Source organism: Aphanothece hegewaldii CCALA 016 (assembly GCF_003007785.1).
GTDB classification, from domain to species: domain Bacteria; phylum Cyanobacteriota; class Cyanobacteriia; order Cyanobacteriales; family Microcystaceae; genus Chroococcus; species Chroococcus hegewaldii.
This window is the reverse complement of sequence record NZ_PXOH01000001.1, coordinates 138,080-161,147: the sequence shown is the minus strand read 5'-3', so window position 1 is coordinate 161,147 and position 23,068 is coordinate 138,080. Positions and strand designations below refer to the sequence as shown.

General features: G+C 38.4%; 20 protein-coding genes. 13 read left to right on the top strand and 7 right to left on the bottom strand.

Translation table 11 applies throughout. The annotated features are described in order from the left end of the window. Nucleotides 1-142 precede the first annotated feature (142 nt). The 5 genes from C7H19_RS00715 (at nucleotide 143) to C7H19_RS00695 (ending at nucleotide 4,064) form a co-directional block, all read left to right on the top strand. Nucleotides 143-364, top strand: a complete 222-nt coding sequence (locus C7H19_RS00715; protein WP_106454965.1) for a hypothetical protein — start codon at nucleotides 143-145, stop codon at nucleotides 362-364. A gap of 96 nt (nucleotides 365-460) precedes the next feature. Next, nucleotides 461-874, top strand: a complete 414-nt coding sequence (locus tag C7H19_RS00710; protein WP_106454964.1) for an NINE protein — start codon at nucleotides 461-463, stop codon at nucleotides 872-874. A gap of 7 nt (nucleotides 875-881) precedes the next feature. After that, on the top strand, nucleotides 882-1,397 hold the full coding sequence (locus C7H19_RS00705) for a ComEA family DNA-binding protein (protein ID WP_106454963.1): 516 nt from the start codon (nucleotides 882-884) through the stop codon (nucleotides 1,395-1,397). Nucleotides 1,398-1,401: 4 nt separating this feature from the next. After that, nucleotides 1,402-1,851 carry an SRPBCC family protein gene (locus C7H19_RS00700; RefSeq protein WP_106454962.1) on the top strand — a complete coding sequence of 150 codons (450 nt, stop codon included), beginning with the start codon at nucleotides 1,402-1,404 and terminating at the stop codon, nucleotides 1,849-1,851. Nucleotides 1,852-1,997: 146 nt separating this feature from the next. Then, nucleotides 1,998-4,064 (top strand): BRCT domain-containing protein, encoded by a 2,067-nt coding sequence (locus C7H19_RS00695; RefSeq protein WP_106454961.1) that lies wholly within the window; start codon nucleotides 1,998-2,000, stop codon nucleotides 4,062-4,064. Nucleotides 4,065-4,124: 60 nt separating this feature from the next. Here C7H19_RS00695 and C7H19_RS00690 read toward each other — a convergent pair whose 3' ends face one another. Continuing rightward, the gene (locus tag C7H19_RS00690; RefSeq protein WP_106454960.1) at nucleotides 4,125-5,171 is read right to left on the bottom strand and encodes an NAD(P)/FAD-dependent oxidoreductase; all 1,047 of its coding nucleotides are present in this window, start codon (nucleotides 5,169-5,171) and stop codon (nucleotides 4,125-4,127) included. A 130-nt stretch (nucleotides 5,172-5,301) separates the two neighbouring features. Here C7H19_RS00690 and C7H19_RS00685 point away from each other — a divergent pair, with 130 nt between their 5' ends. The 3 genes from C7H19_RS00685 (at nucleotide 5,302) to C7H19_RS00675 (ending at nucleotide 9,807) form a co-directional block, all read left to right on the top strand. Beyond that, nucleotides 5,302-6,138: a YaaW family protein gene (locus C7H19_RS00685; RefSeq protein WP_106454959.1), complete on the top strand. Its 837-nt coding sequence runs from the start codon at nucleotides 5,302-5,304 to the stop codon at nucleotides 6,136-6,138. 39 nt (nucleotides 6,139-6,177) lie between these two features. After that, on the top strand, nucleotides 6,178-7,503 hold the full coding sequence (locus C7H19_RS00680; RefSeq protein ID WP_106454958.1) for an O-antigen ligase family protein: 1,326 nt from the start codon (nucleotides 6,178-6,180) through the stop codon (nucleotides 7,501-7,503). A 231-nt stretch (nucleotides 7,504-7,734) separates the two neighbouring features. Continuing rightward, the gene (locus C7H19_RS00675) at nucleotides 7,735-9,807 is read left to right on the top strand and encodes a choice-of-anchor Q domain-containing protein (RefSeq protein ID WP_106454957.1); all 2,073 of its coding nucleotides are present in this window, start codon (nucleotides 7,735-7,737) and stop codon (nucleotides 9,805-9,807) included. Between the two features lie 20 nt (nucleotides 9,808-9,827). On the opposite strand, the gene C7H19_RS00670 is transcribed toward C7H19_RS00675, so the two are convergent. After that, nucleotides 9,828-10,556 carry a YdcF family protein gene (locus C7H19_RS00670; protein WP_425428851.1) on the bottom strand — a complete coding sequence of 243 codons (729 nt, stop codon included), beginning with the start codon at nucleotides 10,554-10,556 and terminating at the stop codon, nucleotides 9,828-9,830. After that, the gene (locus tag C7H19_RS00665; RefSeq protein WP_106454955.1) at nucleotides 10,550-13,108 is read right to left on the bottom strand and encodes a DNA gyrase/topoisomerase IV subunit A; all 2,559 of its coding nucleotides are present in this window, start codon (nucleotides 13,106-13,108) and stop codon (nucleotides 10,550-10,552) included. The genes C7H19_RS00670 and C7H19_RS00665 overlap by 7 nt, the downstream gene beginning before the upstream one ends. A gap of 108 nt (nucleotides 13,109-13,216) precedes the next feature. Between C7H19_RS00665 and C7H19_RS00660 the strand changes: the two genes are divergently transcribed. Next, complete coding sequence (locus tag C7H19_RS00660) at nucleotides 13,217-13,621, top strand: response regulator (RefSeq protein WP_106454954.1); 405 nt, start codon at nucleotides 13,217-13,219, stop codon at nucleotides 13,619-13,621. Between the two features lie 142 nt (nucleotides 13,622-13,763). On the opposite strand, the gene C7H19_RS00655 is transcribed toward C7H19_RS00660, so the two are convergent. Continuing rightward, nucleotides 13,764-14,522: an LmeA family phospholipid-binding protein gene (locus C7H19_RS00655; RefSeq protein ID WP_106454953.1), complete on the bottom strand. Its 759-nt coding sequence runs from the start codon at nucleotides 14,520-14,522 to the stop codon at nucleotides 13,764-13,766. 204 nt (nucleotides 14,523-14,726) lie between these two features. On the opposite strand from C7H19_RS00655, the gene C7H19_RS00650 reads away from it, so the two are divergent. Both C7H19_RS00650 and C7H19_RS00645 read left to right on the top strand, forming a co-directional pair. Beyond that, the gene (locus tag C7H19_RS00650) at nucleotides 14,727-15,506 is read left to right on the top strand and encodes an amino acid ABC transporter ATP-binding protein (RefSeq protein ID WP_106454952.1); all 780 of its coding nucleotides are present in this window, start codon (nucleotides 14,727-14,729) and stop codon (nucleotides 15,504-15,506) included. Nucleotides 15,507-15,602: 96 nt separating this feature from the next. Then, nucleotides 15,603-16,118 carry a PPC domain-containing protein gene (locus tag C7H19_RS00645; protein WP_219907549.1) on the top strand — a complete coding sequence of 172 codons (516 nt, stop codon included), beginning with the start codon at nucleotides 15,603-15,605 and terminating at the stop codon, nucleotides 16,116-16,118. Here C7H19_RS00645 and C7H19_RS00640 read toward each other — a convergent pair. Beyond that, nucleotides 16,094-16,708, bottom strand: coding sequence for a class II aldolase/adducin family protein (locus C7H19_RS00640; protein ID WP_106454950.1), 615 nt, complete (start codon nucleotides 16,706-16,708; stop codon nucleotides 16,094-16,096). The two genes, C7H19_RS00645 and C7H19_RS00640, sit on opposite strands and share 25 nt — an antisense overlap. 341 nt (nucleotides 16,709-17,049) lie before the next feature. Here C7H19_RS00640 and ppk2 point away from each other — a divergent pair, with 341 nt between their 5' ends. Both ppk2 and C7H19_RS00630 read left to right on the top strand, forming a co-directional pair. Further along, complete coding sequence (gene ppk2, locus C7H19_RS00635) at nucleotides 17,050-17,997, top strand: polyphosphate kinase 2 (RefSeq protein ID WP_106454949.1); 948 nt, start codon at nucleotides 17,050-17,052, stop codon at nucleotides 17,995-17,997. Nucleotides 17,998-18,117: 120 nt separating this feature from the next. Beyond that, a complete protein-coding gene (locus tag C7H19_RS00630) occupies nucleotides 18,118-19,710 on the top strand; it encodes an Hsp70 family protein (RefSeq protein ID WP_106454948.1) in 1,593 nt (530 codons plus the stop codon). Here C7H19_RS00630 and C7H19_RS00625 read toward each other — a convergent pair. Together C7H19_RS00625 and C7H19_RS00620 are read right to left on the bottom strand one after the other, a co-directional pair. Then, nucleotides 19,707-20,162 carry a hypothetical protein gene (locus C7H19_RS00625; protein WP_106454947.1) on the bottom strand — a complete coding sequence of 152 codons (456 nt, stop codon included), beginning with the start codon at nucleotides 20,160-20,162 and terminating at the stop codon, nucleotides 19,707-19,709. The two genes, C7H19_RS00630 and C7H19_RS00625, sit on opposite strands and share 4 nt — an antisense overlap. A 144-nt stretch (nucleotides 20,163-20,306) precedes the next feature. After that, complete coding sequence (locus C7H19_RS00620; RefSeq protein WP_106454946.1) at nucleotides 20,307-23,042, bottom strand: cation-translocating P-type ATPase; 2,736 nt, start codon at nucleotides 23,040-23,042, stop codon at nucleotides 20,307-20,309. Between the last annotated feature and the right edge of the window lie 26 nt (nucleotides 23,043-23,068).

Genomic DNA, 23,068 nt, shown 5'->3' with positions numbered 1-23,068 from the left:
ATCATATCCTTTTCACTTTAACCGTTTTGTTACTCATTTACTCATTTGTATTTATTTGAGAACAATGCTACAAATTGTAAGAATATAAGTCTATTTTTGTCATAATTGTCATAATAAAAATAAACGGTTAGGTAAAAATATCATGAATTTTAGAGTTGTTATTTTTTCGGGAATAGTCGCAGCCTTCATCGGAGCGATGATAGGTGTCGCATTAGCCCATATTTCACAAAGAGAATTAAGAAAACAAGCTATTCTTGTTGGTGGTGCTTCTCTGGGTTTTGTTGTAGGTGCTACATCATCAATGATTATGCAACAAAAGCAAGAACGTTCCGAAGATTATGGCGAGATTGATCGATTAAAATAAGCGAAAAACGGGAACAAGTTTTAATCTTTTAAGTCTGTTGCTAAAGATAACGTTTATGATCAATTCATTGGTAAATAAGTCTTAGTAACTCATTAAATGGCGACATTATCCGATCTAGTCAATTTACCGAAAAGTCGAAAAGTAGCAATATCGATCGCTTTACTCGGTACAATTTTATCGTTACCATTTCCCATTGCAGGTCTACATAAATTCTATTTAGGTCAACCATTATGGGGCGTGATTTATTTATTATTATGGCAAACCCCGATTCCTCGGATTGCCTGTGCGATCGATGCGGTACTATATTTTATACAAGACTCAGACCAGTTTGCTCAACAGTTTAGCCTAACTGGACTAACCAACACGAACCCACCCACACTAAACACAACAACTCATGTTGAATCAATTGCCCAAGCAATGCGAGAATTGGATCAACTACGACTTGATGGACTTATTTCAGAATACGAATTTGAACAAAAACGCCGTCATCTTCTTGACAAAATAACCTAAATATGGTATGGGCTGGCTGACTCAAAAAACGCTACAACAGAAAATTATCAATGATCCCTATTATCGATTTCAATCATTTGAGGAAATTGCGATCGCAGCCGCATTAGGGATTAAAATCAATGTAAATCAAGCAAATGTCGATGATTGGCTCAGATTACCTGGAATATCTATTCATCAAGCTAGAATGCTCGTACAATTAATCAGTAGCGGTGTAGAATTACTATCAATTGAGGATTTAGCCGCCGCTTTAAGTCTTTCCATCCAACGACTCAAACCCCTAGAACCCATCTTAGAATTTAGTTATTATCATCCAGACAGTTTCTTGACTCCTGTAAGACTTAACCCAAATACTGCTACCATAGAGCAGTTATTAGAAATACCTTTAATTACTCCTCAGTTTGCCGAAAAGATCATCATTCAACGTCAAGAATACGGAAAATATCAAAATTTAGTTGACTTTAAACAGCGTTTAGAATTAGATGGTCAAATGATGTCTCAACTGATGCACTATCTCCAGTTTTAGTAATATGCTTCGTTTTGAATTTTCGAGTCTCATTAATGCACCAGTCGAAGTCGTTTGGAACTTTCACGAAAGATCAGATATACTACAAAAACTAACCCCACCTTGGCAACCTGTAGAAATTATCCGTAGAGAAGGAGGTTTAGGAGTTGGGGCGATTTCAGAATTTCGTCTTTGGATAGGTTTTATTCCTGTGCGTTGGATAGCCCGTCATACTGAGTGTATCCCATATCAACTGTTTATAGATCAACAAATAGAAGGCCCTATGCAGTCTTGGGTACATCGCCATCAGTTTCAAACCGAAAACGGACAGACTCGCTTAACCGATATAATAGAATATGAACTCATCGGCAGCGAGATTACAGAATCTTTACTTCATCGGTGGGTTAATGCTCGTTTAGAAGATATGTTTCGCTATCGTCATCGGGTAACTCAACAAGAATGTGAACAAAAATAAGACAATATCTTAATTAATATTCGTAAAGAGAGAGTACATTAACTGTTATAAGTAGAAAGATAGGTCAATTCTTTTAGTTGCCTCACGACAAGAGAAATATTAATTTAATTTTACTTGTTATTCTTGCTGTATTAGGAGAGTTCAAAATGAGTAACGAAATTATATACGAAGGAATAGGAGCATTTGTAACATTTATTGGATTTGCGGCTATATTACGCAATAGAAACCAAAAAATTACAGGAAATAGTGACGGCAATAAAACAAAGGCGAATCAAGCAGCTTGGATAGAGGAAAAAAAACAACTTCAAGGCATTGTTAAACAACTTGAATATGATTTTAAACAAGCTCAAGAATCTGTTAGTGAACTAGAACAAGATAAAATTAAACAAGCTCAAGATCTTAATGAGGGACAACAACAAATTATTGGCTTTAACAGTCGTTTACAAAAGATAGAACAAGAAAAGACTCAATTAATACAACAATTAGAAGAAGCTATAAATAAGACAGATTTAAAAGATAAACTCAAAGAATTAGAGTTACTGAAAATAGATTTAAGCAAACAAATAGAAGCAGGACAAAACCAAGTAAAAATTCTACAAAGTGAACTGCAAAAAGAACAAGCATCCAAAACAGAATTAGTAAATAAGGTATCTATTCTGGAAACATTACAATCTCAAATTAAAGAATTAGAGCAACAAATTGAAGCGGGACAAAACCAAGTAAAAAACCTAGAAACTGAACTACAAAAAGAACAAGAATCTAAAACAGAATTAGTCAATAAAGTATCTATTCTGGAAACATTACAATCTCAAATTAAAGAATTAGAGCAACAAATCGAAGCGGGGCAAAACCAAGTAAAAAACCTAGAAACTGAACTACAAAAAGAACAAGCATCCAAAACAGAATTAGTCAATAAAGTATCTATTCTGGAAACATTACAAGCTCAAATCCAAGAATTAGAGCAACAAATCGAAGCGGGACAAAACCAAGTAAAAAACCTAGAAACTGAACTACAAAAAGAACAAGCATCCAAAACAGAATTAGTCAATAAAGTAGCAACTTTAGATACTTTACAAGCTCAAATCCAAGAATTAGAGCAACAAAAATTAGATTTTTCTCAACAGCTAGAAAAATCACAAACAGAAAATCAGAATTTACACACTCAATTAAAAGATTTACAGCAAGAAAAAGTTAGCTTAGAAGGAAAATTAGATGATTCATCTAGAGCGCAAAGTCAAATTGAAGAACTAGAAGAACAAAAGTCAGACTTAACTAAACAGTTAAATGCGCTTAGAGAACAAATTACAACAGGAGAAACTGAAGCACAAGAATTACAAAAAGTCAATCAAGGACTAGAAATTCGACTAGCTAATCTGACAACTATACAAAGTCAAATTGAAGAACTAGAAGAGGAAAAAATAAAACTTAATAGACAGATAGAAACGGCTACAACAAAATCAGCAAATTTAGAAAATCAACTACAAGAATTACAACAAACTAATTCCAATTTAGAGACGAATCTATCTAATTCTGAAACTCAAATTTCTAATCTCCAAAAGCAGATACAAGACTTAGAAACCCAACAAACCGAACTTAGAGAAACTTTAGCCAACCTTCCTGAAGAAGAAACACAAAACAACTTAGAGCCAACTACTGAAGATAGTAATGTATCAGATGTTTCCGAAAACATCATAGAAAAATCAGAACAAATAGAACCAGAAACCGAAACAAACATTACCGAAACGAGTCCAAAAACAGTAATAAATGAGGTAGAAGAAGAAAACGAACCCGTAGAACCTGCTACAGTTGAAGACAATATTATAGAAGAATCAACCCCAGAAATCGTAGCAGAACAAGAGCAACCTATTTTAGAATCAGAACCACACACAACAGCAATAGAAGAACCCTCGAAAGAACCAGAATCTGTTGTTGAAGAAAACCCCCAAGTTACTGAAACAAAAACCGAGACTGAAGAAATTTATTTTAAAGGTAAAAACCTTGTACTTTTAGGAACTCTTACCAAATTAAATAAAGAGCAATTCAAAGAAATTATTCATAAAGCAGGTGGACAAATTACCAGTTCACCCAGTTCCACAACAGATTATGTCATTGTTGGTAAATCTCCTGGTGACAAATTGAAAAAAGCTCAAAAACTTGGACTGACCATTCTATCAGAACCGAAATTTTTAGAAATGGTCGAATCATTAAATTAGCATCACCAATAAAAAATGTAGGGGTTTGGTCTCCAAACCCTTTAAACGATGAAAAAAAGATTAAAACAACAAATTTTTCAACACCTTATCAGCAGCAGTAAAACCCGAATTTAAAGCACTTTCAACCAAATGACCCCCGCACCAATCCCCACAACAAACGATCGGTAAAGGGTCAGTAGCAACCAAACAGGAAACCGATAAAGACTGAAGCGGTAAAGCATATCGCCATCGGTGAACTTGAAACCATAAAGGTTGATTTAACCAAGAAAAAAAAAGTTGAGATGCACTATCTAATAATTGTTGTCCAGCTAATTCTAAATTAGACGTATCGAGATAAGTTTGAGCAAAAGAAGGAGTACTATGAAAAATAAAAATCGGTGCTTCAGAATTATTTTTTTTACTACTTTCAACAGAAATCCAAGATAAATTAGGGTGTGTAAAAATTCTCAAACTTTGCCATTGAGAAGATAATTCAGATAAATATCGAGAGTCATAACCCGCCATAACAGCAAGACAAGGGTTAAACCGAACCGAAGCTAAATCACTTAAAAATGAAGGTGCAAGATTTTTAATTGCTGAAGCTTCAATTAACATTAAAGCTTGTGGTGCAGGAATAGCCAAGACAACAGTTTTAGCCTCAACAACATGAGGATAGTTAGAGTCCGTTTCCAAACTCAGTTTCCAAGTTTGTTTAGAATTTAGAGCGAGATTAATGACTCGACAAGAACGCCAAATCTCTAAATCAGTCGCCAAAAATTTAGCGATCGCACTCAGTCCCGTACCAGAAACATAAGCACTTTGGCTACTATAAGGCTGTAATTCTCCATTTTGGGATAATTGAGTGATAGAACCAGTCCAAAGATGACAAATCCCTTGATTACACAAATCCCTCATCAATTGCTCAGTAAAAGACCCTTGAACCTCCAAATAAGGATTACCATGATCCACCCAAGTATCCTGTAAACGCCGTGTCGCAACTCGTCCGCCAAGACCTCTTGATTTTTCTAAAATAATAACCCCAAAACCCAATTCTTGTAAGCGTTTGGCGCAAGTTAAACCCGCAAGTCCTGCCCCGACAATTGCCACATCATATATTTTGTTCGTCATTCATTCACCATTTAATCATTAATATCTTTGAAATCTGACAATTGCTTTAATTCACTACGCAATTTTAGACCGCTAATATTAGAATAGTTGAGAGTCACTAAAATGGTTCGGGGTTGTGGAGGAAAAAAAATTGGACGAACTCAGGTCAGTCTTAGAATTAGCCACTGAAGAAGAACTACAGCAGCTAACCCAACTTTTATTTAGTCGTCGCTTTAATCCCTTAGATTATCTGCAAACACCAGATCCAATAGAAGTTCAGAGCCAAGGTTGGGAAGCCTGGCTAGATGCGATCGAAAAACGTTTCCGTTATCTCGCTGCCGATGGCATAACCGTTTTAAAAGGAAAAACCGCCGCCGTTAGTTACAGACAAGCTTTAATTAGAGTCTGCCATTATCTCAAAATTCCTTACTCAAACCAAATGCCCACCACCGATATAGAGGCTGAAATATTTCTTAACTTAATTGGCAAAGCTTGGAAAAAGTTACCCGAAACTGAGCAAAAATCCCTTTCTGTCAAAATTCAACGTTCTTTAGCTCAATCTAATCTACCGGAACCTTTACCCGTTCAATTGCAACATAACCCCGTCAATGTTGTTCTCAAAGGTAGTAGTGCTTTGGCGGTTAACTCAATTCTTAAACCTTTTATTCTCAGAATCACAGCCGAACAATTCGCCTTACATTTTGCACGCTATCAAGCCGCCCAAGCCGCCTTACTGGGAGGCAGTACGATGGCAGCAAGTCAGTTAGCAATTTCGAGCGCACAACGGGGCATGATGGTTAGTGCCGCACGTTATGGGGCAGTTCGGACAGTATTTAGTTTTGTGGGACCCGTTTTATGGGGTTGGTTTGTCGCCGATGTCGGTTGGAAAGCAATTTCAACGAACTATAGTCGCATTATTCCCGCTATTTTTGCCCTAGCCCAAATTCGTTTAACTCGTGCTGAAGAGGAGTGCTGGGAACCAGTTTGAGAAAATATCGCCAGTTTGACCTAAAAACGCAGACTTGACATGACAGAACAATTCAAAAAAACTAATGAATGGGAATGGAGGTTAGTCAAAGTCTCTGTATTGATTTTCCCACTTGTCCCAGAATTGGGAGGATTAGGGTTATTAATTGCTTCAATACGATCAATAAGCAAGCATTTTTCGAGCATTATTAAACAGCCTATCGTCTGGGGTTTAGGCGTTATTAGTCTTTGGTTGATTTTAACCTCTAGTTTGTCACCGCGTCCGATTGATGCGTTTTTGGGTTTAGGTAATTTCCTGCCCTTTTTTCTACTCTTTCTTGGTCTAAGTTATCTCATTACAACACCCTCTCAACTGCGTCAGTTAGCTTGGCGACTGCTAATTCCGTCGGGACTTGTATTTCTGTTGGGTTTGGGTCAATTATTTTTAGGATGGGGTGTTCCTGCTATCATTGACCCCATTGTTAGTGCTGATTTTCCCCCTTATGGTGATCCCATCGGTCGAATGTCTTCTGTGTTTATGTATGCGAATATCTTGGCTTTTTATTTTTTGATGGTATTTATCCTGGGTATTGGTTTAACAATTGATGTCTTTCAACAATGGCGACTTAACCCATCTGCAAAAAATCGCTTTTCTTTAATATTTTTAGGTTTAACGACACTGGGTAATGGTTTGGGACTCATTTTGACCAATTCTCGCAATGCTTGGGGTTTGGCATTTTTGACCGGTTTAGTCTTTGCATTGTATTTAGGATGGCGAGCGCTCGTTGCTGGTTTTGCTGTACTAGCCAGTAGTATAGGTCTTGCTTCTTGGGGACCAAGTCCCATTAAAGAAGGGTTTCGTCAATTTGTTCCTGCTTATTTTTGGGCGAGATTATCCGATGAACTCTATCAACGTCCTTATGCTTTGCTCAGAAGCACACAATGGAAATTCGCCCTACAGATGATGTTAGATCGACCTTTAACGGGTTGGGGACTCCGCAACTTTAGCCCCATGTATAAAGCACAGATGAAATTATGGTTAGGGCATCCTCATAATCTATTTTTGATGTTTTTAGCAGAAACTGGAATAATTGGCACGATTTTATTCTGTGTCTGGGTCGGTTGGATTCTATATTTAGCCGTTAAGCTATTAATTGTACAGTTTTCGATTCCTCGTTCTTTAAGACATTCAGGACATCTGATCTTTTTGACTTATTTACTGGCTTTTGGCGAGGCAATTCTTTTTAACTGTTTTGATATTTCTGCAATAGATGGAAAAGTTAATACATTAGGATGGATAATATTATCGGCAATTGCAGGAATTGTCATAAAAAGCGAAAATTTTCTTCAAAAAACTTATCAATTTAATGATGAAATGATGAGTTAGAGAAGAGCTAACCAAGCATTAATAATGAGACAGAAAATTCTTTTTTTAGCAATAATGAACCCAAAAAGTTAAGTTAAGCATGTTATGATTTAGGCTGAAACTTGCTATCTCTTGAGGAGTATTTTTAGAGTATTTACAAGTTTTACTCCTTTTCAAAGGTATACTGCTCTAAAAAAGAATAATTATTCACTCATCTACTCGGAACGGCAACCAAAAAACAATACAAGTAGCATGATTAATCAGGGAGGAAATGATCAGATGTTATTGCTCGATGATTCGTCAACAATTCTTTATAATGAAACAAACTTTTTGACAGAATCTGTTAATAAGAATCAAGAAAATGATTTAGACACAAACTCGGTTCAAAATGTTCCAACTGTTGGACAAACTATAGAATTTACGCCCGCTCAAATCCCAAACGTTGAAGTTTTAGCCTTAGCAACTTCAGCACCGATCACTTTACAAGGTAGTCCGATTATTTATGTACGTCAAGGTGCAGGCGGTTCGGGGACATCGTGGGCTGATGCTTATGGGGATTTACAAACCGCTATTAATAACGCGTCTTTTGGGAGTGAAATTTGGGTCGCGGCTGGAGTATATGTACCAACGGGAACAGGCGATCGCGCTGCTAGCTTTTCTCTTAAAGATGGTATAGAAATTTACGGTGGCTTTGGCGGTTTTGAAACCGATTTTTCTCAAAGAAACATTGCAGGAAATGTTACCTATCTCAGTGGCGATATCGGAGTTGTGGGTAATAATTCAGATAATAGCTATCATGTGGTTACTGCGATTAATATCCCCAACAAAGCTGTCTTAGATGGTTTTACAATCACAGGAGGTAATGCCAATCAGCAGAACTTTAATGATGACGGGGGCGGAATTTTTAGTCGAACTGGGCGTACTACATATTCTAATCTGATCATTACAGGAAATAGGGCTAATGATCGAGGCGGCGGCGTATACACCGATAATACTCAAGATCAGTTTAACAATGTTGTGATTCTTGCGAACCAAGCGGGTCAAGGTGGAGGAATCTTTATCGATGACATGGTAACTAGCGATGGTACTTCCAATTCGACCATATCGCTTACCAATTCCATCTTAAGTCAAAATAGTGCTAGTGTAATTGGCGGTGGAATTAGGGCATTTAGAACAACACTCACACTATTTGGGACAGTTTTTGATCGTAATGCGTCTATTAGCGACGGTGGGGGGATCTCCTTTTCTGCAACTAATGTCAACGCGACAAACTCTACTTTCAGTAATAATACCTCTCAAAATAAAGATGGGGCTATTAATGTTATTTCTGGTAGTTTGACCGCAACTAATAGTATTTTTTGGGGAAATCAGGCTCCAACTAATAGTCAATTTGCAACAACTCGGCCTGAGCTAATTACTAATAGCATTGTTCAAGGTGGATTAGCTGGCAGTGCTTCTGTTTTCAATATCGATCCTCTGTTTGTCGATGCAGCCAATGGTAATCTAAGCTTACAAGCGGGTTCTCCAGCCATTAATATCGGTAATAATGCTGCAGTTCCAACCAATGTTGTTAATGATGTGGCGGGTTTACCGCGAATTTTTGGCGGGTTTGTTGATTTAGGTGCTTATGAGTTTTTTGCCTTTGATCCAGCATCATATGCCGCGTCTAATCCCAATGATTTAATTCGTTACTATATTGACTCAGGCTACAGTTTGGCAGCGCTCACCAATCATTATTTACAGTATGGTCGTTTTGAAGGTCGTCTAACTGATACCTTTGATGAATTCCGTTACATTGCCTCAAGCTATCCAGGAGGAGATTTAATTGGGGCTTTTGGAAATAAACCCATCGCAGGAGCGATCGATAGTGCTGGTGCAACCCTACACTATATTAATCATGGTTGGTCTGAAGGACGTTCTACAACTTCTTTCGATCCCGCCCGTTATATCAATTCTTGGAGTGATTTAGTCAATGCACCTTTTATTGGTACTAATACCTTAGCAGGTACACAACATTTTATTACGAATGGTTTTGCTGAAGGACGAGATCCGAATCTTTTTGATGCAGCACGTTATATTGCTTCTAGTTATACAATTGGCGGCGATCTAATTAAGGCCTTTCACTATGATCTAGAAGCGGGTTCTAATCATTATCTTAAGTTTGGACGTAATGAAAATCGCTCTCTAACTGATTTTAATCCTGCTGCTTATCTAGCTAATCCGAGCAATGCGGATATTGCGGCAAATCCTTACTTTGGAACCCTGACAGGTGCGACTCAGCATTACATCCAGTTTGGTTTTGCTGAAGGCCGTTCTGTTGCTTAATTAGTATAGGGATTAGGAAGTTAAAAACCTAATCCTTGTTTTTTTCTTTGCAAATTTTTATACAGTCTTAAGCGAGATTCACACTGATAATTTTGATTTTTCCAATTGTTGAGATCAACCTTAGATAATTCTGTCACATCAGAGCAGTAAGGACGAATAATCTGACTGAAAATACCCCAAACCATACTCCGAGTGATATCTAAACCTGTTTTAATCAATGATTCATTATTTCCAGGTATTCCAGTTTCTTTAACGATACTCATTTCGGCGGCTATACCTTGAGCGCCTAAATGAATTTTCACAAGCCATTCTGCCCTCGGTAAATGAGTCGGTGAAGTGACGACTTTTACTTTATGAACACCCCAATCCTTTAAAATAGGTACACTAAAAAAAAAGTTTTCAAAGGTTGAATTAGCGCATTTTTCGAGCCAAACATTGCTTTTTCGAGATCCCGTAAAACGGAATAAATCCACAATACATGGTTCACTAGAACCTTGAGAGATCAAGATCGGTAACTTAGGATAAGCATCAGCTAACTCTGTAGCATAAATTTCTCGTTGCACACTGCCACCTAAAACTAAAATTGCATCTACGTCTTGTGTCAGATTTTGCGGAAGACGAATCGCTAAATTATTGATAAGACTGAGTAAAATAAACCCTAATACTCCTACCAACAGAAAGCGAAACAGTCTGGTTATTTTCTTCCAAAATAAATGACGACTCAGATCCAATTTTTGCTTCTTCACAATGTGCCTGATCCTTCCTCATAAGAATTGATGAGAGTAATGATAGATTCTGACGCTTGCAATTTGACAACGCGATCGCCGACTCCATCTTTACCACCCAAAACGACGGAATTAGTATCTATCATTAAATATCTCTTTTGATTCGTTAAAACTATCACTTTGTGATCGGTTTCTGCTTTGAGTATTCCTGCTAAGTTATCGCTTTTACTGGAAAATTGTAAAGCCGTTGTCCCCAATTCGCCCAGTTTTGTAAAACGTAATATATTAATTGGTACCCGTTTTCCATAACCCAACTGAGACACTAAAAGTAAATTATCTTTTGATTTTAGGGTGACACAGCCAACAATTGCTTCACCATACCGCAACCGTAAAGCCGTATTTCCTTGAGCATTGCGCCCCATGATTGGGATCTGTTCATCGTTAACACAAAAATGTAACATCCGCCCGCTTGATGTTGCGATCGCTACTTCTTCTCCCTCTTCTGTCCAACAAACATAACTAAGTCGGTCTTGCTCTTTCAATTTCGTTAACGCTAAACCACGATTACCAATCTGGTCTAATTCTGTCATGTCAAGCCGTTTAATTCGCCCTTCTTGGCTTAATAACAGCATATCACCTCTTTTTTGACCTTCAGGCAAAAAGAAAACGCTTACAGCCCTTTTAGTGTCCTGTTGAGCCGTTTTTGAGAGAAGGGTCAAGACCGATACAGGTTGACTTTCTAGTGGAGGAATTTCGCTAATTGCCACAGGATAGGCTTTACCACTATCTGTAACAACGATTAAATTTTCTCTTTTTTGAATGCTTTGGGCAAAAATAAGCTTTTTATCGCGGTTTTTCTCTTCATTAATCGGCTTTGTCCAGTATATTTCTCCTTGATGCGTCAGACAAATAAAGGCATCTTCGGGCGGTGTTTGCGGGGTAAACAGAGTTAGAAGAGATGCTTCGGGTTTAGATAATGGGGGTTTTGTTTTGGTGTCTTTAATAGATGTTTCTTGAATGTTTGTTTTTTTCGTTTTTATTGGTGTGGTTTCTGGGATGCTTTTTGACTTGGGTTGAGGCAAAATACGAGTACGACGCTCATCAGTAAATTTTCGTTTTAGACTTCTGAGATCTTTTTTTAACGCTTTGAGTAATTCATGACGATCGCCGAGTAAGGTTTGTAACTCCTGAATTCGTTTTTGTAACTCGGTATATTCTGTTTGGAGTTTTTGGCGTTCTAAACCCGTCAGACGACGCAAAGGCATTGCTAAAATAGAATCGGACTGAGCTTCTGTAATTCCTAATTCGGCTTGAAATCTTTGTTTAGCCGTTGTTCCATCAGCAGCAAGGGTCAAAATTTCGATGACAGTTTTTAGGTTTTCTAAAGCGAGAAGTAGCCCTTCAAGTAGATGTACTCGTTGTTGAATTTCTGTAAGTTCGTGGGTGTATTGTCGGGTGAGAGTTGTTTCACGAAATGATAAAAATTCTTCGAGTAACTGACGTAATGATAATTGACGCGGTTGGTTATTGACTAAAGCCAGAAAAATCGCGCCAAAATTGATTTGTAGTGCTGTTTGTTGATATAGTGCATTTAAAATCGTTTTCGGATTGGTTTCCCGCTTGAGTTCAATGACGACCCGCATTCCTTGGCGATCGCTTTCATCTCTAATATCGGCAATTCCTTCTATTTTCCCATGATTGACTAACTCAGCAACTTTTTCAATCCAAGCGGATTTATTCACTTGATAGGGCAATTCAGTAACAATAATAGCGGTTCTTTCTTTGCGTCGTCGCCCTTCTATAAAAAGTGTTTCAGTTTTTGTCACCCCGCGTATCGGAATTAATCCTTTACCAGTACGATAAGCTTCTTTAATACCTTCAGTATCTAAAATTTCCCCGCCTGTAGGAAAATCTGGCCCTGGTATAATCTTCCATAACGCCTCATCTGTCAAATTAGAATTATCGATCAACGCAATTAATCCATCAATGATTTCACCTGCGTTATGGGGAGGAACATTTGTCGCCATCCCAACCGCGATCCCTGTACAACCATTAAGGATCAAAAACGGTAACTGTGCGGGCAAAACTACGGGTTCTTGTTGAGAGTTATCGAAGTTATTTGTAAAATCAACGATCGCCTCACTAATTCCCTGTAACATTGCTATGTCCGCTACAGCAGCCAGACGAGTTTCAGTGTAACGCATTGCGGCCGCTGGATCATTATCCACTGAACCAAAATTCCCATGACCCGATAAAAGTGGATAACGGGTCGTAAAATCTTGTACCATACGCACAAGGGCTTCATAAACCGATTGATCGCCATGAGGATGATATTTTCCTAACACATCCCCAACCACACGGGCGCATTTACGAAAAGGGCGATCGGACGTTAAACCCAGTTCATACATCGCATACAAAATACGACGATGTACTGGTTTTAGCCCATCTCTGACATCGGGTAAAGCGCGTCCAACGATTACACTCATGGCATACTCTAGATAAGAGCGTTCCATCTCTTGATGTAAAGCTGTGGGGAGAATTTGACCCCTTGTCAAAATATTTAATTGCTTTGCCATGAGTCCTGTTTTCCTAATTGACTTGTGTTTTTCTTCCAGTAGTATCGAGACAGTGAGGATTGTCGTGAATTCCTCCTCTATTAACAATACTTCTTTAGTACAATTCTTATGACAACCGTTTTGATTGTAGAAGATGATCCTCTTAATTATCGAGTTTTTGCCAAAATTCTGACAAAACGAGGCGGTCTAGAGGTAAAAGGAACCGAAGATGTCGAAGAAGTAATGCGGATCGCCCAGCACAAAGAAGCTGATCTGATCCTTATGGATGTTTCTTTGGCTCATAGTACATATCGAGGTCAGTCTGTTGATGGAATTAAGATAACGCAGATGTTGAAAGCGAATCCAGATACAGCATCTTTACCGATTATTTTAGTCACTGCTCATGCGATGGAGGGCGATCGTGAGAATTTTCTAAAACAAAGTGGCGCTGATGGCTACATTTCTAAACCTGTAGTCGATCATCAAGCTTTTGTCAATCAAGTTTTAGAAATTGTTGAAGCCCATCCGATCTAGACAATACAGTAGGGACTAAGATTTGTCGTTCATTGTCAAGAAGTTAGTCATGATCAGGCTTTCTTAAAAAAATGGAATCACTGAACATCATAAAAATATCATGATTGATCAGTTATTCTAATTTTAGTACAAATGATCGGCTTTATTTGGGTTTCTTTTGTGGAAACTGATTAATTTGAGCAACTCCATAAAAAACAATTTGTTGATCTTTAATTCTGGCTCGATCTATTTTAATTTGAGTCCCTTCTAAGGCAAATTTATCAAGATCCATCAAATTATTGACGTGATCGATCAATGCTTTTCCTAATTCTTGTGCTTCTTCACTTCCTTGATAGGTGACGTTAATAAACTGAATTTTACTGCGATCTTCAACATTTAAAAAAGCCGTCATATCCACGTCAAGGGGTTCTGATGCTTCACCTACTCGGATCGCTGTCTTTAAACGTAATGACTTGTCATCATTTAAAATCATTTGCGTATTCTGAAAATGTAGCGATTGATCTTGATATTGTAAACCCTGTAATTTTTCGACAACAAATGGTGTATTGAAAGAAGTTGTTAAATCTTCTTCTGTTAAAATAACCCTGAGACTTGCTTGTGTTGGTTGTCTGAGTTTAACTTGTCCTGTAAAAATGGCACTAAAATCGATCGATACAGCTTGTACATATAACTCCATTGCTTCGATTCGCAATCCGTTATACATTAACATTCCGTTCCCGATAAAATCGAACCCGTCTATACTTCCTTGCAGAAGTTTCGCAACAGGTTCAGCCCGGACTTTAGCTTCTAGTTTACCAGTCCGTTTAAAAAGAGCCGCAATAGCCGCGCTGACTGCTTTGCTGACGATCTGATCGCCGCCTTGATTAGAAAAGGGTAGACTACCAAACACAAATGATGTCATGTCCTAATGGCAAACTTCTCAACAGATCTTAACATTGTGTTGTTGAAAAAGCTTTAAGATCAGCCCAAGGGAAAAGCTAGTAAAAATTATCAGAGTGATAAAAACCTTTGAAGTCATCCCCTAATAGGTCAGTAACAAGATTCTGTGATAGAACAGTTAAAGAAAGCTTGACAAAAACTTATTTTTATATTTAATCATTTTTAAATGACGCAAATTGAACCCAACCGCAGTAATTCAACAACAAATTTAGAACCGATAATTATTGCCAAAAATGTAGAAAAGTGGTATAATAACGGCTTTCATGTTCTTAAAGGCGTTAGTTTAACGGTCAATCAAGGGGAAGTCGTCGTGATTATGGGGCCATCAGGTTCGGGTAAATCAACATTTATTCGGACTTTCAACGCTTTAGAACCTTTTGAAAAAGGAACAATTACCGTTGATGGAATCCAACTAACTCACAATCTAAAAAATATTGATACAATTCGCAGTGAAGTGGGAATGGTATTTCAGCAATTTAATTTGTTTCCCCATCTAACGGTAATGGATAATGTAACGTTGGGTCCGATATATGTCCGCAGATGGAACCCGAAAAAAGCCGACTTAATTGCCACGCAACTTTTAGAACGAGTTGGAATTCTCCATCAAGCGAAAAAATACCCCAATCAATTATCTGGAGGGCAACAACAACGAGTAGCGATCGCACGTGCTTTAGCTATGCAACCGAAAATCATGTTATTTGATGAACCCACTTCCGCCCTCGATCCTGAAATGATTAAAGAAGTTTTAGACGTAATGCGAAATTTAGCAGATTCTGGTATGACAATGGTTTGTGTCACCCATGAAGTCGGTTTTGCTCGTGAAGTCGCCGATCGCATTGTTTTTATGGCGGATGGTCTCTTAATTGAAGATACCACACCCGACCGATTTTTTAATAACCCTAGCAATGAGCGTACACAAAAATTTTTATCGCAGATTTTACATTAATCTAGAAAATGTAAAGACGCTTCATGGCACGTCTCTACTAACATTCTGTTATGAAATCATGACATAAAGATTCAATATTCAACGATGAATAAACCTATGAATGAGTTTCAGCAAATCTACAGTGCCCAATTGAATAGCGGCAAAACTTGGCGCGTCTCCGTCATTCCAGAAAATTCTAACATCGATTTTGATCTTTATATTTTCGATCCCCAGGGTAAGGAAATAGCCAAAGATGCTAGTAGTGAACCTGATGCGTACTGTACCTTTACCAGTTTTGCTGATGGGATATATCAATTCAAAGTTGTAGCCCCAAAAGATTGTAGTTTTACTATTAACGTTGCTCCTGTATCCATTTTATTATCGCGTTTATATCATCATCGTTTACCTAGTAAATCATCTTGGAGTGTTGCAGTCATTCCCAGTGAACCTAATGTTGATTTTAACCTGTATATCGAATCTCCAGAGGGTGAACAACTTGCACAAGATAGTAGTCCGAATAGTAATGCGTATTGTACCTTTACCACAACAGTAGAAGGAGTTTATAGCTTTAGAGTTGAATCATTAAAAGGTGTAAGTTACTATGACTTTCAACTCAAACCTTTAGACACATAAAAATATTTTAGAAGTAAATTAGCGGCTTCATCTAAACTTTTTCCAAAAGCAATAATACCTTCTAAATGTCCTTTCATCACCAAAATTTGAGCTTTGAGTAAATTAGCTTCACGACATAAACGGATAATTTCTTTAGCCATTTGCGGGGTTCCATATTCTATTTCTGCGGAAGTTGTTGGAACCTCATCCATTAAATTTCGCCAGAGTTCTAAATGATGTACATGAATAATCCCATTAATTTCGGGGTTTGCTTGATAAATTGCCCCATGCGTCAAAGATTCTGAAGAAGCTTGTATCGGGCCAAAACAGGTTAAATGATTTTTTTCCCAATTATAATCAATCACCGTTGTATAGTGTTGTGAGGTAAGCGTGTTCATTCCCCCAGTTTGAGTACCAGAAATAATAAACTTTGAAGAATTGCCCTCACGAATGCTAATGTTACCAAATCCGATCCCATTTTCATACTGTCCAATGAGTCCCAGTTGATAAAATTTTGTTCGCCATTGATTCATTTTTTCAATTCTTGTTTGAGGTAAGGGATCAGCTATAATCCAGTTACAGTCGTACTTAGTGTATCCTTCATCAAACATAAATTTTAAGTCTCCAATCGAGATTAATCTAATCGGAGTTTAGAATTAGCGGTATCTCAAGTCAATCTTATACATTTTTACAAGAATGGCTGATTTTCTTTTTTAGTAGCATTATCTTAAGAAAGTGCATATTACAGATATTCTGAAAGTCCACTATGAACTATTTTTATAAAAACATTCTTTAGACAGATCTATAAGAAAAGATTAAGAGAGCCAAATGAGGAAAATCTCCCAGTTAGAATATCAACAGTCCTATTAATGGGATTTGGTATAAAGCTTGATCTAAAAAGACTAAATACGTTTTTGAACTAAACATCTTTCTCAAAATATGAGGTAAATTGATGAGTGAAATTATCGAAAATGCTATACATGAATTGAATGATGGTGTAGGCAAAAAAGAGCAAAAAGCCAAGAAAAAAGCGAAGAAACAAAAGAAAAAACCAAAAGATGATATTTACGAACCTTCACAACAATTAGACAATCTTAATAATAGTAATGATGAAGGTCAGACAAGTAAACTAAATAATAAATTTTATGAAAAAGAATTAATGCGTCTTCAGGTAGAACTCGTGAAGATGCAATACTGGATTAAACACGTAGGATTGCGTGTAGTCCTCATATTTGAGGGACGAGATGCAGCCGGTAAAGGAGGCACAATTAAGCGAATCACTGAACCGCTTAACCCCAGAGGATGTCGTGTTGTTGCTTTGGGAACGCCTTCGGATTTACAGAAAACTCAATGGTATTTTCAGCGTTATGTAGAACACTTGCCATCGGCGGGCGAAATTGTTTTATTTGACCGTAGTTGGTATAATCGGGCAGGTGTTGAACACGTGATGGGCTTCTGCACTGAAGAACAGTATAAAGAGTTTCTCTTTTCCTGTCCAGAGTTTGAGAGAATGTTAGTGCGATCGGGTATAGTTCTCCTTAAATACTGGTTTTCAGTTAGCGATCATGAACAAGAAACCAGATTTCAATCCCGTCTGTTAGATCCTGCCCGTCGTTGGAAACTTAGCCCAATGGACTTAGAATCGAGAGAGCGCTGGGTAGAATATTCTCAAGCAAAAGATAAAATGTTTGCCCATACTAATATTCCTGAAGCCCCTTGGTTTACTGTTGAAGCGGATGATAAAAAACGCGCAAGATTAAATTGTATCAAACATATTTTGAGCAAAATTCCCTATGAAGATCTTACCCCCGATCCTCTAATCTTACCACCGAGAAAACCCGCCGCCGATTATATTCGTCCTCCTCGTAATGAACAATTTTTCGTACCCCATTTTTATTAAAAGGTCGGAATCTTAATCATTAAATTATTTTTTCTTTGAAATTCACCCTGTAAGTATTGCCGAACATTGAGGAAAATCGGATAAAATAATTCTTGCCGTCCATCTACATTTATCCTATCAGTGTTCTACGCCATCGATTTCGGAACCAGTAATACCGTTATTACCCGTTGGAATGCTGTCACCGAACAGCCAGAAATCATTAAACTCTCTGGACTTTCTCAACAAGTGGGAAATAATCCCCCGTTGATTCCTAGTTTAGTTTATGTTCAAGATGCGAGTCAGGGTCAAGTCATCGCGGGACAACAAGTTTATGATCAAGGATTGAATAATAACTCTGATTCTCGCTTCTTTCGTAGTTTTAAACGGGGAATTGGCGCACAAATTCAAGGTTTTTTACCCGAATTAGACGATAATGTTGTTACTTTTGAACAAGTCGGCGAATGGTTTTTATCTACCATCATCAAACAACTAATAAGGGAAACCTCAGAAATTCCTCAATCACTCGTTTTAACGGTTCCTGTTGATAGTTTTGAAACCTATCGCAATTGGTTAAGTCAAGTTTGTCAAAGCTGGAAAATTGAACAAATTCGGCTTCTTGATGAACCCACCGCAGCAGCTTTAGGTTATGGAACATTAGGCAAAGAATTACTTTTAGTCGTTGATTTTGGGGGCGGAACCGTTGATTTATCCTTAGTTCAGCTAGAATTAGGACAGAAAAAAACTCAAGGATTTATTTTAAAATGGGGTGAAAAAAGCTTAGGTAATAATTCTGCACAAAAAACAAAATTAGCTAGAGTTTTAGCCAAAGCGGGAACCAGTTTAGGTGGAACAGATATCGATAATTGGTTAGTAGACTATTTTTATAAAACCCAAGATTTACCTAAAACTTCTTTAACAACTCGTTTAGCAGAACGTCTTAAAATACAATTATCCACCCAAACCGCAGCCACAGAAGTTTATTTTAATGATGAAACTTTTGATAGTTATGAACTGAGTCTAACACGAGAACAATTTGAGGAGATTCTAAAACAACAGAATTTCTTTAATCAATTAGATGATCTCATGACGCAAGTTCTACAGCAAGCAAGACGCAACGGAATAGAAGTCAGTGATATTGATGGGGTTTTATTAGTTGGAGGTACAGTACAAATTCCCTCGGTACAAAATTGGGTGAAAGAATACTTTGATGCAGCTAAAATAAAATACGATCGCCCTTTTGAAGCCATAGCGGTTGGTGCCCTGCAACTCGCTCAAGGAATCGAAGTTAAAGACTTCCTCTATCATAGCTATGGGATTCGCTATTGGAACCGAAAAATTAATCGTCACAGTTGGCACCCAATTATTAAAACGGGGCAACCTTATCCAATGGGAGAACCTGTAGAATTAGTTTTAGGGGCATCCGTCGAAGCACAACCGAGTATTGAATTAATTATCGGTGAATTGGGGTCCGAAAGTAGCGGAACTGAAGTTTATTTTGATGGCGATCGTCTCATTACTCGTACAATTGGAGGAGGGGAAACAATAGTACAACCCTTGAATGATCGTGACGGAAGTCGTACTATTGCTAAACTTAATCCTTTGGGGTATCCAGGACGCGATCGTGTTAAAGTATCATTCAAAGTCGATCAACTACGTCAATTAAGAATTACCGTCGAAGATTTATTGACTCAAGATCTATTACTCAATAATCAAATTGTCGCGCAGTTAAGTTAGTAAGCAAAAATCGCACCTTGTCTATTGATATTAAGAGTACTATATCCGGGTGAATCATTACCTCCTTTGGTAACAGTCACAGTAACCATATTATTTTCATCTACAGAAACCGCATAAATTAGACTATAAGTCGGAAACTCGCTGGTAGAAACGGAACGATTAATTAAAATATACGCTGGAATTCTTACCGTTTTTAAGGTTGCTGGTTCGCCGGGGTTGATTTGTACAGGAGACGCATTAACATTAGCAGTAAGGTCATAATCTAATAAAATATCGGTCTGATTAATAATCTTAACTCCGACAGGACGCTGTGTATCTACCCTAGCGATAGGTTGCCAAGGTCCTGGTTGAAATGTACTAGCTGGTGGGTTTTGCGCTACAGTAACAAGAGGAAAAGTTAGGCCAGAAGTCATCAATAAAAGAGATGTGGCTAAAAATTGATTGAAGTTCATATACTTACAAATGTAATTAAAATGGCTAGTTATAAATTTTAAGTCCTGTTTTAATATACTATTTAACCTAAATTTAGGAATTAAAATGGATTATGCCAATTTTGTAAGGGTTTGGTAACCAAACCCCTACGAGGAATAATAATACTAATTACCTTCTAAAGGATCGACTCTATTGGCGATCGCCGCCCAGACAATCATAGGTGAACCCGCTAAAAGACAGAATAACCACTCTTGACCCGTTAACGGAGCAGTGTAAAATAATTGATTGATGACTGGAACATGAGCAAAAATAATTTGTAAGAGAATTGCTCCAATAATTCCAAAAGCGATCGCAGGTATTCTCTCACCCATTGGTATTTCGCCCCGTAAGCGTCCCAATAAATTTGGGATTAACTGACTAATACTTAGCATATAAAAGATCCGTCCCGAAATGAGAGCGTTGATCGTCATGGTTCGTGCGATCGCTAGGTCCCCAGTTGTCATCCGAATATATTCAAAAACCCCAAAAATCAACAACCAGTTAAACAGGGAGATCATCAAGATCCGTTTCATCCGATTTCTTGATAATAACCCCTCCTTTGGATTGCGTGGGGGACGATCCATCGTGTTTGTAGCTTTCGGTTCAAAAGCTAGGGGAGTCGTCATGGTAATCGTATTAAGCATATTAATCCAGAGGATCTGTAGGGAAAGAATTGGTAAATCTCGTACTAATAATGTACTGATTAAAATCGTCATTGATTCCCCACCGTTAACGGGAAGAATGAAACTAATCGCCTTAAGAAGATTATTATAAACCGATCGCCCTTCTGAGACTGCCGATTCAATCGAGGCGAAATTGTCATCGGTTAATAACATATCTGAGGCTTCCTTGGCGACTTCCGTTCCAGTAATACCCATTGCGATCCCGATGTCAGCTTGCTTTAACGCGGGCGCATCATTTACCCCGTCCCCCGTCATTGCGACGACTTCCCCACGTGACTGTAATGCCTCAACAATGCGTAATTTCTGTTCTGGGGCAACACGAGCAAAAACCGAACCAGATGCCACCGCATTAGCCAAATCTACCGCATCCATCGCCGCTAGACTCGCACCAGTATAGGCGATAACTTGCCCGTTTCCAATTCCCATTCTTTGGGCGATCGCACGGGCGGTATCAATATGATCACCCGTAATCATCTTGACCTGTATTCCCGCATTTTGGCAAGCATGAACGGCTTTAATTGCGCTTTCTCTTGGTGGGTCGATCATGCCCTGTAATCCGATGAAAATCAGTCCTTTTTTGATATCTGGATGCTCGATCGTATTTTGCTCATTTTTGACGGGTAATTTAGCAAAGGCTAACACTCGTAACCCTTGATCCGCCATTTTTTTAACACGAGTGAGAATGCTTTTCTCATCATCCACTATCTCACAAGAACCGCCCTGAACCGTCAAATAAGAACTACAACGGGGTAAAATCGCTTCTACTGACCCTTTAACATAAATCACTTTTCCCTGTGGTGTATCGTGTAGAGTTGCCATGTACTGATAATCCGACTCAAATGGGATCGAGTCTAGACGCGGCATTTTTTGATTTAATCTCAAAGGTGTAAAAGATCCTTTCATCGCTGAGGTGAGTAACGCCCCTTCAGTAGGATCGCCGATCACCATCCAACGCGCCCCTTCATTTTCTAAGCGCGAATCATTACAGAGTAAACCTGCGATTAAACATTCTTGTAAAGCGATTTCCTCGTTAATTTGAATGGGTTTTTGCTCGAAGAAAATTTCTCCTGTTGGATCATACCCGTTGCCTGTGACGCGGTATTCTTGGTATCCAGCGTGGATTTCTTGCACTGTCATTTGATTTTCGGTCAAAGTTCCCGTTTTATCGGAGCATATCACCGTCGCGCTTCCTAATGTTTCTACTGCGGGCAATTTCCGTATGATGGCGTTTCTTCTAGCCATACGTTTTACCCCGATGGCGAGGGTGATGGTGACGACTGCGGGTAAACCTTCGGGAATCGCCCCTACGATCAGTGCAACAGCCGATTCTAGGGCGCTATTAAGATTACCAGAACGTAATCCAACCGCGAAAGTAAGTGCGGCTAAACCGAGGACGATTAATAACCATTTTCGAGTAAATTTATCGAATTTTCGCGTTAAAGGGGTAGAAAGTCCGTGATTTTCTTCAATTAATCCGGAAATTTTCCCCATCTCTGTTTGATTGCCTGTGGCGACGACAATTCCCATTCCTTGCCCAAAGGTGACAAAACCGCCAGCGTGTGCCATATTATGCCTATCTCCCACAGAAGCATCTACAGGACAAATTTCTGTGTTTTTTGTTACAGCTACTGATTCTCCTGTTAAAGCGGATTCATTAACCTGTAAATCACGGGTTTTGAATAGGCGTAGATCCGCAGGTACTTTATCCCCAGAAGTCAGAATAACAATATCTCCAGGCACTAACTCACCTGAAGGAATCAGTTTTTTTTGTCCGTCGCGGAGTACCATCGCTTCTGTTGTTACGGCGTTAGCTAAGGCTGAAATTGCCCCTTCTGCTTTAGATTCTTGAATAAAACTAATTAAGGCGTTCGTCGTGGTGACACCCCAGATGACGCTTGCATTCACCCATTCCCCTAACATCGCTTTTGTGGCTCCCGCGCCGAGCAATACATAGAGCAGGGGTTGATTAAATTGTAAAAGAAATTTTAACCAGATTGGTTTCGGTTTTTTGGTTTCTAGCTCGTTTTTGCCGAATTTCTCGATTCTCTTTTGTACTTGGTCTTCCGTTAATCCATTTTCGCGATCGCCATTTAAACTATCTATCAGTCGATCAATTTCTAACTGGTGCCAAGCAGGAGTATTTTGCTCAGGGGTAATAGAATGTGATAGTGTCATCATAGATTTTTTTTGAAAAAACGAGTTAT

Excerpts from the sequence above, each read along its gene's own strand:
- C7H19_RS00715 (WP_106454965.1), top strand. The coding sequence starts at position 143 with ATGAATTTTAGAGTTGTTATTTTTTCGGGAATAGTCGCAGCCTTCATC.
- C7H19_RS00710 (WP_106454964.1), top strand. The coding sequence starts at position 461 with ATGGCGACATTATCCGATCTAGTCAATTTACCGAAAAGTCGAAAAGTA.
- C7H19_RS00705 (WP_106454963.1), top strand. The coding sequence starts at position 882 with ATGGGCTGGCTGACTCAAAAAACGCTACAACAGAAAATTATCAATGAT.
- C7H19_RS00700 (WP_106454962.1), top strand. The coding sequence starts at position 1,402 with ATGCTTCGTTTTGAATTTTCGAGTCTCATTAATGCACCAGTCGAAGTC.
- C7H19_RS00695 (WP_106454961.1), top strand. The coding sequence starts at position 1,998 with ATGAGTAACGAAATTATATACGAAGGAATAGGAGCATTTGTAACATTT.
- C7H19_RS00690 (WP_106454960.1), bottom strand. The coding sequence starts at position 5,171 with ATGACGAACAAAATATATGATGTGGCAATTGTCGGGGCAGGACTTGCG.
- C7H19_RS00680 (WP_106454958.1), top strand. The coding sequence starts at position 6,178 with ATGACAGAACAATTCAAAAAAACTAATGAATGGGAATGGAGGTTAGTC.
- C7H19_RS00675 (WP_106454957.1), top strand. The coding sequence starts at position 7,735 with ATGATTAATCAGGGAGGAAATGATCAGATGTTATTGCTCGATGATTCG.
- C7H19_RS00665 (WP_106454955.1), bottom strand. The coding sequence starts at position 13,108 with ATGGCAAAGCAATTAAATATTTTGACAAGGGGTCAAATTCTCCCCACA.
- C7H19_RS00660 (WP_106454954.1), top strand. The coding sequence starts at position 13,217 with ATGACAACCGTTTTGATTGTAGAAGATGATCCTCTTAATTATCGAGTT.
- C7H19_RS00655 (WP_106454953.1), bottom strand. The coding sequence starts at position 14,522 with ATGACATCATTTGTGTTTGGTAGTCTACCCTTTTCTAATCAAGGCGGC.
- C7H19_RS00650 (WP_106454952.1), top strand. The coding sequence starts at position 14,727 with ATGACGCAAATTGAACCCAACCGCAGTAATTCAACAACAAATTTAGAA.
- C7H19_RS00645 (WP_219907549.1), top strand. The coding sequence starts at position 15,603 with ATGAATGAGTTTCAGCAAATCTACAGTGCCCAATTGAATAGCGGCAAA.
- C7H19_RS00640 (WP_106454950.1), bottom strand. The coding sequence starts at position 16,708 with ATGTTTGATGAAGGATACACTAAGTACGACTGTAACTGGATTATAGCT.
- ppk2 (WP_106454949.1), top strand. The coding sequence starts at position 17,050 with ATGAGTGAAATTATCGAAAATGCTATACATGAATTGAATGATGGTGTA.
- C7H19_RS00625 (WP_106454947.1), bottom strand. The coding sequence starts at position 20,162 with ATGAACTTCAATCAATTTTTAGCCACATCTCTTTTATTGATGACTTCT.
- C7H19_RS00620 (WP_106454946.1), bottom strand. The coding sequence starts at position 23,042 with ATGATGACACTATCACATTCTATTACCCCTGAGCAAAATACTCCTGCT.